The 14,122-nt window shown below is 67.8% G+C and carries 4 protein-coding genes; all 4 read left to right on the top strand.

Annotation, left to right across the window (positions count from 1 at the left end; all coding sequences use genetic code 11):
- Window positions 1-61: 61 nt before the first annotated feature.
- The 4 genes from RT551_RS06320 (at window position 62) to RT551_RS06305 (ending at window position 14,084) form a co-directional block, all read left to right on the top strand.
- Window positions 62-3,634 (top strand): ATP-binding protein, encoded by a 3,573-nt coding sequence (locus RT551_RS06320; RefSeq protein WP_313456593.1) that lies wholly within the window; start codon window positions 62-64, stop codon window positions 3,632-3,634.
- 183 nt (window positions 3,635-3,817) lie between these two features.
- The gene (locus RT551_RS06315; RefSeq protein WP_313456590.1) at window positions 3,818-7,273 is read left to right on the top strand and encodes an ATP-binding protein; all 3,456 of its coding nucleotides are present in this window, start codon (window positions 3,818-3,820) and stop codon (window positions 7,271-7,273) included.
- Window positions 7,270-10,464 (top strand): two-component regulator propeller domain-containing protein, encoded by a 3,195-nt coding sequence (locus tag RT551_RS06310; protein ID WP_313456588.1) that lies wholly within the window; start codon window positions 7,270-7,272, stop codon window positions 10,462-10,464. Before RT551_RS06315 ends, RT551_RS06310 begins: the two co-directional genes overlap by 4 nt.
- Window positions 10,465-10,580: 116 nt before the next feature.
- Window positions 10,581-14,084, top strand: a complete 3,504-nt coding sequence (locus tag RT551_RS06305) for an ATP-binding protein (protein WP_313456671.1) — start codon at window positions 10,581-10,583, stop codon at window positions 14,082-14,084.
- Window positions 14,085-14,122 lie beyond the last annotated feature (38 nt).

The raw sequence follows: 14,122 nt of genomic DNA, 5'->3' as shown, positions 1-14,122 counted from the left end.
GCCGGTGGCCGGACTAAACCGCTGCGGCTGTGTGACAATCTTCGGGTACAGGGAGGATTCGATGGCGGGGGTCACGCGCGGATTGCGGGCTGGCATCGTAGTGCTGGCATGGGCATTGCTGCTCCTGCCGGGCGTGCTGTGGGCCGCAGGGACATCGGCAGAAACACCGCGACTGCGCCGGCTGGGTGCCGCCGAAGGCATGCCGTCGCGCATGGTGCTGGCGCTGGCGCAGGACCGTCAGGGCTATATCTGGGCCGCCACCGATGATGGCCTGGCACGCATTGACGGGGTCGGGCTGCGGGTCTGGCGCAACGAGCCGGACAACCCCGACTCGCTGGCGGGCAATGAAGTAGAAAGCCTGCTGGTGGATCCGTTCGACCGGGTCTGGGTCGGCGTCAATGGGGGCGGGCTGAGTATGCTCGATCCGGCGCGCAAGCGATTCCGGCGCTTCCATGATGTTGACGCGACATGTGAGGGGCAGTTCTGGTCGCTGGCCTATACCGGCAAGGCCCTGTGGATCGGCACCAATGCCTACGGTCTGTGCCGGCGCGACGAGAACGGGCAGCTGGTTCGCTATCGCCACGATCCGGCTGATCCGGACAGTCTGCCCGACGACACCATCTATTCGATGGTGAGCGACCCGGACGGGCGGCTGTGGGTCGGAACCGGCAGTGGCGTGGCCCGCTGGGACGGCAAGCGCTGGAACCGCATCGCGCCCGAGCTGCTGACCGGGAAAAGCGTCATCCGCCTGACCCGCGACAGCAATGGTTCGGTATGGGCAGGAACGGAAGGCGGGCTGTTCCAGATCCTGCCCGATGGCACGGCGCGCCCGGCACCGTGGGGCCTGGGCCCGGATGTGCGGTCCGCCATCGTGCTGCACGACCGTCATGGCGGTTACTGGGTGGGCACCGCCGACGGGCTGTATCGCGGCGATGCGCAGCAGGCGCGGTTGCTGGCGGGGGACGCTGGCAGTGGTTTCCTGACCCAACGCAGCGGCGTGCTTGATCTGCTGCAGGACCATGAAGGCGGCCTGTGGGTGGCGACCCTGTCACAAGGCCTGGCCTATCTGCCGCCAGACTGGAAGCGCTTCTCGACGTGGTATCAGCTCGACGGCAAGCCGATGGACAGCCTGTACCTGCTCAATGCCGCGGCTGCAGGTGACACCTATTACGTCGTAGGCGCGCATGGCATCTACGAACTGGACCCCGGCGGTCGCCTGCGCCAGATCGCCTTTGAGAAGCAACTCGGCGTGGGTGCCATCTGGTCTGTGCTGCCTCGCGCTGATGGCGCGCTCTGGCTGGGACGTGCGGGTCGACTTGGGCTGTATCAGCCGCGCACCGGCGCGCTGCAGGAGTGGAAGCTGGGCGGCGGCGCGGATGTGCGCCAGCGCATCGACAACATCCGCCAGGCACCTGATGGCGACATCTGGATGTCCATCATCAACTACGGCATCCAGCGTCGCGATGCCAATGGCAACCTGCTGCAGACCATCCGCATCGACGAGAACCGTGGCCTCACCGAGACGCCCATCGAACAGATGGGCTTCGACGCCCGCGGTCAGCTGTGGATCATGGGGGACATGGGGCTGCTGCGTTGGCAGGAGGATCGTTTCGAGCCGGTCGCCGGCGTTTCCCACGGCCAGATATTCGACATGGTCTGGGTCAATGAAGCAGAAGTCTGGATGGCACGCAGCGGGGCGCTGGAGCGCTACCAGTGGGATGGTCTGAGCATGACGCTGCGTGAACGCGTGGGGGCTGCACAAGGCATGCCGCCGGTGTCCATCGGTGGTCTGGCCCTGGGCAAGGCGGGACAGGTCTGGGCGACCACGCCGCGGGGGCTGGTGAGCTGGCTCCCGCATGAGCGCCGTCTGCGCCTGTACAACGAACGCGATGGATTGCCGGATATCGAGTTCAGCGGGCGCCCGCCGGTGCAGGGAGGCCGGGGGCGCGTGCTGGCCCTGACCGCGACCGGTCTGACCGGGTTCGATCCGGATGCAACCGATCTGGTCCTGCCCACCTCGCAGCTGGTCATCGACAACATCCAGGTACGCCGCGACGATGCCGAAGGACAGCAATCATTGCCGGTCGATGCGCCGTTGCAGCTCGGGCCCGATGATCGCGACCTGATCATCACCGCACGCCTGCTGTCCTTCGCCAGTCCACTGGGCAACCGCTACCGCTACCGCGTGGATGGCTATGACCAGAACTGGGTGATGCAGAGCGCGGGGGGCGAACGCCTGCTGTCGCGCCTGCCAGCTGGCGATTACACCATCGAAGTGCAGGCCGCCACGGCGCAGGGCGAGTGGACGTCTTCGCGCGGCATCAGCGTGCACGTGCAGCCGCCCTGGTGGCGCAGCAACACCGCGCTGCTGGGGTATCTGGTGCTGGGGTTGCTGCTGTTGCTGGGCGCGGCCGCGATTGCCCGCGCCCGTCTGCGCCGCCGCCAGCAATGGCAGCTTACGGTGCACAAGCAGCAGATTGCCGAGCAGGCGTCGCAGGCCAAGAGCCGGTTCCTGGCAACGCTGGGCCATGAAGTCAGAACGCCCATGACCGGTGTGCTGGGCATGAGCGAGCTGCTGCTGGCGACACCGCTGGATGAACTGCAGCGCAGCTATGCCGCGTCCATCCAGCATGCAGGCACCCACCTGCTGCGCCTTGTCAACGATGCCCTTGATCTGGCCAGGATTGAAGCGGGGCGGCTGGAGCTCGACATCCGCCCGTTCGACCTGATGTCGATGCTGGTGCAGGTGGAAACGTTGATGGAACCCATGGCCCACCAGCGTGGGCTGGCCTTCGAGCGCAGCTTCAACCTTCCGGGTTCGATCCAGGTCAGCGGCGACGAAATGCGGGTGCGGCAGATCCTGATGAACCTGCTGGGCAACGCCATCAAGTTCACCGAGCACGGCCATGTCGGGCTGGGGACGGAACTGGCCGAGAACGGCCTGGGCGTCGCTTTCGAAGTGTCTGATACGGGGCCGGGCATCAGCCTGGACCAGCAGCAGCGTCTGTTCCACCGCTTCGAACAGGCGGATGGCCCGCGTACCGCCTCGCGTTATGGCGGCAGCGGCCTGGGGCTTGCCATCTGCCAGGAACTGGCGGTGGCGATGGGCGGGCGCATCGACATCGACAGTCAGCCTGGCCAGGGTGCCCGGTTCACCGTCAGCTTGCCGCTGCCGTGGAGCCCGTCGGCCGCCGGTGCCGCGGGTATGCGGCCAGCCGAAGGCCCGCAGTCGGCATTGCCGCCGCTGCACATTCTGCTGGTGGAGGATGACGCCACCGTCGCCGAGGTCATTCTGGGCCTGCTGCGCACGCGGGGGCACACGGTCGTGCATGTGATGCACGGGCTCGCCGCGCTGTCGGAAATATCTTCTGACGCCTTTGACGTGGGTCTGCTCGATCTGGACCTTCCCGCGCTGGACGGCGTCGCCATTGCCAGTCAACTGCGCGCAATGGGGTACACCCTGCCATTGGTCGCGGTGACCGCGCGCTCCGACGCCTACGCCGAGCAACAGGTGCTGGCTGCGGGTTTTGACGGATTTCTGCGTAAGCCGGTCACCGGCGACATGCTGGTGGAGGCGATCGCGCAGGCGCGCGCGGCGCGTCACGCGCGGCTGTCGGAGCCGCTTGATCGATAGATGCCATCAACCAGAATGGTTGAAATCGATAGATGGCCTCACTCACAGGAAGGCGCGGATCCTGCGCAGGTGGCGGTGCGGCTGCCAGCGCACCGCTTTATCTTCCCTGCGATGAAATCAATGTCGCTGCGGTAGGTGCGGGTGCGCCCGCGGGGAGCCCGCACCGGGCTTCTGGAAAATGCGTTGTGCCTGTTGCTGCTGTGGTGGCCGGCGCTGTTGTCGGCCAGCGTGCTGCAGGTGCCTTGGCCACGCGCACTGGGTGAAGCTGATGGTCTGCCCACGCCCGAGATCCGTGCGCTGGAAGAAGACGCCACGGGTTATCTGTGGATGGCCAGCAGTGATGGCCTGCTGCGCTTCGATGGCCAGCGCTTTCGCATCCTGCATCAGGCCGAGGGTCTGCCAGACGCGGATCTGCTGGATGTCCACATCGACGCCGCCGACCGCATCTGGCTGGCGACGGCGACCCAGGGGCTCGCCGCGCTGGGTGTGGACCGCACCTCGTTTGAGCGCCCCGACGCCGCTGCACCCGCAGCGGTGCGCAGTGGCCGCATCAAACAGGTCATCAGCGACACGCAGGGTCAGGTCTGGGTGATCGGCGATGATCAGGATCTGTATGTGCAGGAAACGACATCGCAGCTCTGGCAGCGGCGGCTGTTCGGTGATGGCGGTGTGCGCCAGGTCGAGGTGGATCGCGATGGCGTGGTGTGGGCGATCACCGAAACCCGGCTCTGGCGCAGTGAAGGTGGGGAATTTAACTCGCTGCCATTGGATCCGCGTGCGCGCGTGCCGATGCAGTCGATGTGGGTCGATCCTGCGGGGGGAATCGAGATCACCGCGGGCGGGCAAACCTGGGGGCTGAACCCCGACGGTCGGGTCGTCAGCGGGCCGCACCGCGCGCGAACCTTGTTGCGCGACACCGATGGTGTGCTCTGGCAACAGGCCGGCACCGCCCTGCAGTGGCAACGGCAGGGCAAGACACATCCGGTGGGCCTGCGGCCGGATATCCGCGATGCGCGCGATCCGGTGAAGATCCGCCAGCTGCTGCGGGACCGCCAGGGAAACCTGTGGTGGGTCAGCGAGCATCGCGGTCTATGGTGGCTGCCGGCGCACTGGGAACAGTTCACCCTGCTGCCCACCCCGGGCCGCTTCACCCAGCACTACGGCGTTCATCCCGTGCTGGCGCTCGCGGCCTCCGGTCGCGATCATGTGTGGGTTGCCGGTGCGGATGGTCTGCTGCAACGGCTGGATCTGCGCAACGGCGAAGTGTCCCATGCGGTGCACTTCGCGCAGGCGCAGGACCACACCACCTCTGTCGCTGTGGTCGAGGACCCGCAGGGACGGGTGTGGCTGGCCCGGCCCGGGCAGTTGCTGCGCTACGATCCCGCCTCACAGGCCACGCAGCACTGGACACTCCAGGATCTGCCACAGGCGGTGCCTTACAGCCTGCAGGTGTGCGAACGGAACCGGGTCTGGCTGGCGGCAGGCAGCGAGGTGCGACGGTGGACGGAGAACGGGGCGGAACTTCAGCGCGCAACAGTGCAACAACTGGGACTGAGCCGCACGGTCCAAGGGCGCCAGCTGCTCTGTACCGGCGATCGCGGCCTGTGGGTGACCGATCCGCGAGGCCCGATGCGCTGGAACCCGGCAAACGATCAGTTCCAACCGTTCGGCCCGGCCGACGGCGGTGCCGCGCTCGCCTTGGCTGAAGCCGACGATGGCAGCGTCTGGGTGACGCGTGACGCCGCGCTCGAACAGTACCGCCCATCCTCGCCGATGAGCCAGCCGTTGCTGCGGATCTCGATCGATCAGGGCTACCCGCCGCTGCGGGCGTCGTCGCTGGCACTGGATGCCGCCGGTGTGGTCTGGGCGGGCGCGATCCGTGGGCTGATCCGCGTTGATCCAGGCAGCGACGATGTCAGTCTGCTGGGCGTCGCGCACGGGTTGCCGGCGCAGGAAGTGCTGCCCCGACGGCTGGTGAGGCTGGGGTCTGGTGTCCTGGTGGCGGCGGTGCGCGAAGGTGGGCTGTTGGCTTTTGATCCCGCCGTGCTGCCGTTGCGTCCGACGGTGCCTGTGCTGGTGGTGGATGCCATGACCCGGCGCCGGCACGACCGGATGATGAGCGTGCCGATCGCTGACGGACCGGTTTCCCTGAGTACCGCAGATCGCAACATCCGGGTTGCGGTGACGCTGCTTGGGCGCGGCGACCCGGACCGCATCCGGCACCGCTTCCGTTTGCTGGGACAGGATCCCGCATGGGTCGACACCGGCCCGGTAGGGCAGCGCATTTTTGCGCGGTTACCTGCGGGAGACCATGTGCTGTTGATCCAGGCCCGACACGCGGCCGGTGCCTGGTCGGCGGTACGCGAACTGCATCTGCGGGTGGCACCACGTTGGTGGCAGACCCCCGCCGGGCGATTCGCGCTGGCGCTGCTGGGTGTCGCGCTGGTGATGGTGCTGGGGCGGCTGTTCCATGCCCATCAGGCAGGACGGCAGGCGCGTCACCAGGCAAAGCGGCGTCGCGACGCCGCCGAACTGGAATCGCTGGAGCGCACTCGCTTTCTGGCGCGCCTGGGGCGACAGATCCGCATGCCGATGACACCCGTGCTGGGTTGGAGCGAACTGCTGCTTCGGTCGCCACTTTCCCCTACCCAGCGCACCCAGGTCGGCAGCCTGTACCAGGCTGGCCATCATCTGCTGCAGTTGACCGACGACGCGCTGGATGTGGCGAGCATCGAAGCCAATCAGCTGCAGCGGGTGATGTCTCCGTTCAGCCTGGACGCGTTGCTCGATGAGCTGCACGCGCTGCTGATACCGGTCGCGCAGGCCAAGTGCGTCGCGCTGCACTGGAGCAGCGGATTGCTGCCTGGGCAGGTGCTGCTGGGCGACGCGCGACGACTGCGACAGATACTGCTCAACCTCCTCGGCAACGCGTTGAAGTTCACCACGCATGGGCAGGTCGCGTTGACGGCGGGTCCGGGCATGGACGGCGCGGGCCTGGTGATCTGCATTGCCGACACCGGACCGGGCATGTCCGCACCCCAGGTGGCCCGGCTGTTCCAGCGCTTCACCCAGGTCGAGGATGCCCGAACACTTGCGCAGCATGGCGGAAGCGGATTGGGGCTGTCGATCTGTCGCGACCTTGTGCAGGCCATGGGAGGGCACATCGACGTGGACAGCGAACCCGGCCGGGGCACCCGCATGACGGTGACCCTGCCATGGCAGCCGGTGCCCGGAGGGGGCTGCCCACGGGAACAACCGGTCGCGCCGGATATGCGACGGAGTCTGCGGATCATGGTGCTGCTGCCGTCTGCCAGCGTCGCCGACGTGGTGTGCGCGCTGTTGCGTTCAAACGGTCATCAAGTGGTGGGGGTGGACGACATCGACAGTTGGTTGATTCATCTGGATGCAGGGCCGTGGGACCTGATCGCGGCCGACCCCGACATGCTGGTCGGGGGTGAGCGACTCAGCGCACGTCTGCCATGGTTGTGGCCAGGCGTGACCCGGCTTGCACTGAGCGCGCGTGCTGATGCGTGCGCCGAGCGCGAAACCCTGGCGGCCGGGTTCGATCTGTTCCTGCGCCTGCCGCTGACGGCACAACGGCTGGAGGCGGCACTGCAACGCTGTGGGAGGCGGAAATGAGGCGCGTCTCGGCATTCCGGGCATGCCTGCTGTGGGCGCTGATGCAGCTTGTCGTCATCAGCCAGGCGCACGCGGTCCCGGCCAATGCGCAGCGCTTCACCACGGCCGATGGCCTTCCCTCCAACGTCATTCATGCCATTCTGGAGGACCACCATGGGTACCTCTGGTTTGCCAGCGACGATGGGCTGGCCCGGTACGATGGGCGGCGCTTCCGCACCTGGCGCCGCGAGCAGGGGCTGCCGGACAACCGGGTGCTGGCCATGGCGCAGGATGCCGAAGGCCAGCTCTGGCTGGGTACCGGCCAGGGCCAGCTGGTGCGGTTGTCAGCGGACAGGCAGCAGATCGAGAGCTTCGACGCACGTCGCTTTCCCAACATGGGCGACGCCCCGGTGCTGGTCGTGCTGCCCGGCGACAAAGGGGAGGTCTGGTTCGGGACGCAGGGACAGGGGCTGTTCCGGTTGGGCGCTGACCGGCGGCTGCGTCAGTTTCTGCCGACCCTCCGCGGCGACGGCGTCCCCGACCGCGTGATCGAGCATCTGGTGCGCACCGCAGACGGCAGCGTGTGGGTGGGCACCCCCGGGGGACTCGCGCGATGGAACGAAGGGCGATTCTCCATGCCATCGCCTGCCCTGTTGGCCAAGGCCCCGGTTGCGGCCCTGCTGGTCGATGGTGCAGGACGCTTGTGGGTAGGCGGAGCCGCGGGTCCGTGGCGGGCCGACCGTGCAGCACGCCTGGAACCGCTGGATCTTGCGGTCGGCACGCGGGCGCTGGGTGTGGCCCGGCACGGTGAAGCCTGGCTGGCCGACGGCGCGCTGGTCTGGCGACAGGGGGACGCGGTGCCGGACATCCCGTTGGCCGCGCTGACCCGGCCGCTGCCTCCCCGGTTCCGTAGCGTGTTCGAAGATCGTCACGGTGGGTTGTGGCTGCTGGGGCGTAACCTGGGGGTCTGGAGACTGCCGCCGCACTGGCAGGACTTCCGTCCGGTGTCGGTTCCGGATGCCAGCGTGGTCGCCTTGTCCAACGTGCGGCTTGAGGGAACGCAGTCGTTTGCACTGCATTGCCCGGGCGGCACCCGCTGGACCCTGGATGCGCGGTCAGTCCAGCAGCACCGATCCGTACCTTCCACGCGGCAGCGCTGGGCGTGGGATGACGCCGAGCATGCGCGACCGTCAGGGCAGCAAGCCGTGCATTGCGACGGCAGCGATGGTCTCTGGTGGGGGAGCGCGCAAGGCGTTCGGCGCTGGGTCGCGGGCCGATTCCTGTCAACCTCCGCCAGCGCCGAGGAAGCCAACGCGCTGCATGTGACCGACGACGGTGCGTTGTGGGTCGCGGGCCCCGGCGTGTTGCGGCGTTATCGGATCAGCGAGGGCGCGCTCCAGCACAGCGTGCGTATCGATGATCGCCACGGATTGCCACCGTTGCGGTTCCGGGCCCTCGCTGCAGACGCCCATGGCGCGCTGTGGGTCACCAGTGCACGGGGGTTGCTGCAGATAAAGCCGCGCGAAGGCGGGGTGCGCCTTTATACGCGAACCGATGGCGTGCCGGCGGAGCTGCTCTCTGCGCGGTTGTTGGCGCAGGGACGGCAAATGCTGGCGCTCGACGAAAAGGGCGATGGCATCCGTTTTGATCCGTTGGGACTTGCGAGCCCGACGATACCGCCTGCACTGGTGATGGAGCGGGTGCAGGTGCACCGCGATGGTCGCCTGCAGGTGGTGCCGTTGCGTCCCACCGTACACCTGAAGTCGGGTGATCGGGACATCCAGATCACGGTACGGCGGTTGGGCCCCGGCGTCGAAACCCAGCAGTATCGTTTTCGTCTGCAAGGGGTGGATCGCGACTGGATCCGGGTCGGCCGGCGCGGCACGCGTGGCTTTCCACATCTGCCGCCGGGGCAGTTCCGCCTGGAGTTTCAGGCCCGCCAGCCAGACGGTCACTGGTCCGGCAGCGAATGGACGCAGCTGGTGGTCGAGCGCGGTGCGTGGCATCACCCCCTGTTGTCGGGCCTTCGCGTGGGGGTGGGGGTGCTGCTGGTCAGCGCGGCCGCAGGCACTGCCTGGCGGCAGCTTCAACGGGTGCGGTCGCGTCAGCGCTCGGCACAACGCCGGGCAGTTGCGGAACAGTCCGCCCAGGCCAAGGCACGGTACCTGGCGACGCTGGGGCACGAGATCCGGACGCCGCTCACCGGTGTTCTGGGGCTGAGTGAACTGTTGTTGGCGTCACCGTTGACACCGCCCCAGCGGCAACAGCTGGAGCGGGTCCGGCAAGGGGGACAGACCCTGTTGCACGTGCTCAATCGCGCCCTCGATGAGGCCCGAATTGAAGCGGGCAGCATGCCCCTTCAGGTGCAGGCCATGCATATCGACGTGTTGTGTCGGCGCTGGCAGGCGCGCACCGTTCTCGGGCTGTGCCCCCGCGGCACCGGCGTGACGGTGTGCCTGCACGTGCGCGACGGAGCGCAGGCCTGCGGTGATCCGGCCCGGATGATGCAGTTGCTGGACGACGTCGCTGACATCCTGGTCACCCGCACCGCGTGTGCCGGGCTGGTCCTGCAGGTGTGGTGGCAGGCAGGCCGCGAACGGCTGTTGCTGGAAGTGTCGACGACTGCCGCGCAGAGCAGCGGCAGCCGCCGTGGTGGAAGTCGGCAGCGCGCAATGGCCGTGCCCACGCCATCGCGACAGGCGCTGAATGATGCATTGGCTGACACCCAGGGTCTGGTTCGAGCGTTGGGCGGAAGCCTGCGCCTGCATGCGACCGGGGCGGGACGCTGGCGCGTGCTCATCAGCCTGGCATTGCCTGCAGTGGGTCGGGCGACACGCATGCGGGCACTGGTGGTGGATGCCGACCCGGTCTCTGCGCAGGCGCACGTAGCCCTGCTGCAGTCGCAGGGGCACGAGGCGATCCATGTCGGCCACGGTCTGGCAGCGCTGGCCGAGCTTCAAGCCGGTACGGTGGATCTGGTCGTGCTGGCATTGGACCTGCCCGGCGTCGGCGGGCTGGCCCTGCTGGAGATGATCCGCGCCGGGGGAGGCCGGGTTCCGATCCTGGTCGGGGTGGACCGCCGCGTCTGCGCCGCCCCCGCGTTGGCGGCCACCCAGGCGACCCGTGCGGCGGGCGTGCTGCGTCTGCCGGCCAGTGCGCACGATTTCCAGCACGCCTTGCAGCAGGTGCTGGAGGGCAGCGGTTCGTCGTAACGGAACGAACCGTTTACCATGCCAGACTGGGCTGCCTGCGACAGGGGCGGCGGCATTCCCGGTTGGCTTCAGGAGATCCATTGGTGGTGCCCTTGCGTTGGCTGCTTCTGTTGGCGATGGTGGCGTTCCTGCCGATGGGGGCGAGGGCCCAGCCTGTGCCGCCGACCCCGCGGCAGCTGACGGTGTTCGATGGGCTGCCTTCCAATACGGTCAATCGCATGGCCGAAGACGGGTACGGCTACCTGTGGCTGGCCACCAACGACGGTCTGGCCCGCTTTGACGGGCGCAATTACCGGATCTGGCGCGCCGAGGATGGCCTGCGCGACAACCACGTGTGGAGCGTGCACGTGGACGCGCGCAACCAGTTGTGGATCGGAACCGAAAACGCGGGCCTGGCCATGATGTCGCCGGATCGTCGCGAGTTGCGCTTCTATGATCGCAGCACCTACCCGATGATGGGCAGCAACACGATCTGGTCGATCACGTCCACCCCGGACGGTGCCGTGTGGTTCGGGACCTACCTGGGGGGGCTGTACCGGCTGACGGCCAGCGGCGCGATGACCCGCTACATGCCCGAACCGGGCAATGCGCGCAGTCTGCCGTCGTCGTCGGTGGTGCAGATGGCGACCACGACGGATGGCAGCCTGTGGGTCGGCACCAAGGCCGGCCTCGCGCGCTGGACCGGCAAGGACTTCGAACGGGTGGAAGAGGGCATTCTGCCGCAGGAGATCATCAATGGCCTGACCCCTGAGCTCGATGGCAGCCTGTGGATCAGCACCAACCGCGGGGTGATCGTGCGGCGTCCCGACGGGCGCTTCGAGCCGGCCCCCTGGAAGGTCAGCGAAGGCGACCAGGTGCTGGGCATGATGCTCCGCGATGAACAAGGCGGGTACTGGCTGGACACGCGGTCGGGGCTCGGCCGTGCCTATCACAACCAGTTCCAGCAGGTGCCGCTGTACAGCGCGCTCGCGCGCGGCCAGGTGCGGCCGAACTGGGCTGGCGCGTACGAGGACCGCGAAGGCGGCATCTGGCTGGCCAGTACCAATGGCGGCCTGTGGCACCTGCTGCCACGCTGGTGGCAGTTCTCGGTGTTGTCGCGGCTGGAGGATGATCCCGCGTCATTGCGCAACGGCTACGTACTGGGTCTGGCCGCTTCGGCGGATGGGGGCGTCTGGACGGTGGGCACCCATGGTGCGCTGGATAAATTCGACCCGGCCACCGGTCGCGTGGAACAGCACCGCACCTGGGTGGATGGCATCAACTGGCTCACTTCCGTGGTGGAAGACCCCAACGGGCGGGTATGGATCGGGTCCAGCGATGCGCTGGTGCGCTATGACCCGCGCGACCGCTCCCTGCGTCGCTGGGGCATCGATGACGCGGACCATCCCGTGGTCGCGGGGGTGATCGAGTCCATGGCGATCTGCGATGCCGCACACCTGTGGACGTTCGCGGCGGGCATCGTGCAGCAGCGGACCCTGGACGGGCGGGTCACCCGGCAGATGACCTCGGGTCAGGCCGGATTGGGCAGCGCGCAGACGGTGCACGGAATGTTGTGCGGGCCGCAGGACCATCTATGGCTGTCGACCAGCGAGGGGATGATGCAATGGGTGGCGGCCCGCGAGCGCTTCGAGCCGATGCCGGGTGGACCCGAGCGTGGTGTGCATGCGATGGCGCTGGCCGACGACGACTCGGTATGGGTGTCCGAGGAAGGGCGGCTCAGCCGCTACCGCTGGAGCGGTACACAACTGCAGCGGCTGGCCCTGGTCGGGGCGGCGGATGGCTATCCCGAACTTGCGGCCACCGGGTTGGCCGTGGATGCGCAGGGGGTGGTGTGGGCGGCCAGTGCGCGCGGCCTGATCCGTGTCGACACCGTCCACGCCAGCGTACGTCAGTACGGCGTGCACGATGGTCTGCCCAGCCAGGAGTTCCGTCCCAACACCCTGGTGCGCACCGCCAGTGGGCATATTGTGGGCGGCACGCCGGCCGGCGTGGTGCTGTTCGATCCCGACCAGGTCCGTCCTGCGTCGCGGCGGGCACCGCTGGTGATCGAGCGGGTGGAAGTGCGTCGTGGTGAACGCGTGCTTGACCTGACCCATCTGGCCCCGCTGGAGATTGCCGACGCCGACCGTGACCTGCGCATCGTGGCGCGCCTGTTGTCGTTCGCCGATTCGTCCTCCAACAGCTATCGCTACCGTCTGGCTGGCTATGACCCGGACTGGGTGGAAGTCGGCCCGGGCGGCGAGCGCGTGTTTTCCCGGTTGCCACCTGGTCGCTATCGGCTGGAGGTCCAGGCGCGCTCGGCGGATATGGTCTGGTCGCGCGTGCAGGCGCTGGATTTCCGCGTGCAGCCGCCCTGGTGGCGCAGCCTTTCTGGTCTATTGGTGTTGACCTCGCTGGCCCTGCTGCTGCTCAGCTTGTTTGCGTGGCTGTACCGGCGTCGCCTGCAGCGCCGGCACGCCTATCAGCTGGCCCTGCACAAACAGGAACTGGCCGAACAGGCATCGGCGGCCAAGACCCGCTTCCTGGCCAATCTGGGACACGAAGTACGCACCCCGATGACCGGGGTGCTGGGCATGAGCGAACTGCTGCTGTCCTCGCCGCTTGATCCGAAGCAGCGCAGTTACACCGAATCGATCCGGCATGCCGGGGAGCATCTGCTGCACCTGGTCAACGATGCGCTGGACCTGGCCCGCATCGAGTCCGGGCGCCTGCAACTGCAGCAGCAGCCGTTCCCGCTGCAGCCCCTGATCACCGATGTGTGCACGCTGATGGCGGCGCTGGCCGAACAGAAGCAGTTGCGGTTCATCGTCGACAATTCACTGCCGGAAGGCATCTGCACCGTCGGCGATGCCCTGCGCCTGCGCCAGATACTGCTCAACCTGCTGGGCAATGCGGTGAAGTTCACCCGCCAGGGCGAGGTACGGCTGACGGTGCGCGCGCTGGCACCCGAGCGCGGACTGCGCCTGGAAGTGTCTGATACCGGGCCGGGCATCAGCAGTGACCAGCAGGAACGGTTGTTCCGCCGCTTCGAGCAGGCCGACGGCGCACGCACTGCAGCCCAGTACGGCGGCAGTGGGCTGGGACTGGCAATCTGTCGCGAGCTCGCGCTGGCGATGCAGGGGCAGATCAGCGTGGACAGCCAGCTGGGCGTAGGCACGCGCTTCACCGTGACCGTGCCGTTGCCGTTGCAGTCCGCTACGGCGGCCGACGTAGCGGGTGCAGGCGGGGTAGTGCAGGGACAGCCGCTGCCGCCGCTGCGGATTCTGCTGGTGGAGGACGACGAAACCGTGGCCAGCGTGATCACCGGTCTGCTGGGCGCGCGCGGACATCATGTCGAACACGCGCTGCACGCACTGGCCGCACTACGCGAGGTGAGTGCAGCGCCGTTCGACGTGGCCCTGCTTGACCTGGATCTGCCGGGCCTGGGCGGCATGGAACTGGCCGGCCACCTGCGCAACCAGGGCTACCAGATACCCTTGCTGGCGGTCACTGCGCGCACCGATCCCGGCATTGAAGACCAGGTGCGTGAGGCCGGATTCAGTGGGTTCCTGCGCAAGCCGATTACCGCCGATCTGCTGGAGGCGGCGATCGCACGGGTGCTGTTGGAGGGGGCCCGGTAGCAGCGCAGATGTCAGCGGGCCAGCGGCCCGCTGCTACC

This window comes from Stenotrophomonas sp. (genome assembly GCF_032103445.1).
In the GTDB taxonomy this organism is placed as follows: Bacteria; Pseudomonadota; Gammaproteobacteria; order Xanthomonadales; family Xanthomonadaceae; genus Stenotrophomonas.
The sequence above is the reverse complement of the archived record's forward strand: the minus strand, read 5'-3'. Positions and strand labels throughout refer to the sequence as shown.

What these genes read in the sequence shown, in the direction of transcription:
- RT551_RS06320 (WP_313456593.1), top strand. Translation starts at nt 62, where the DNA reads ATGGCGGGGGTCACGCGCGGATTGCGGGCTGGCATCGTAGTGCTGGCA.
- RT551_RS06310 (WP_313456588.1), top strand. Translation starts at nt 7,270, where the DNA reads ATGAGGCGCGTCTCGGCATTCCGGGCATGCCTGCTGTGGGCGCTGATG.
- RT551_RS06305 (WP_313456671.1), top strand. Translation starts at nt 10,581, where the DNA reads ATGGTGGCGTTCCTGCCGATGGGGGCGAGGGCCCAGCCTGTGCCGCCG.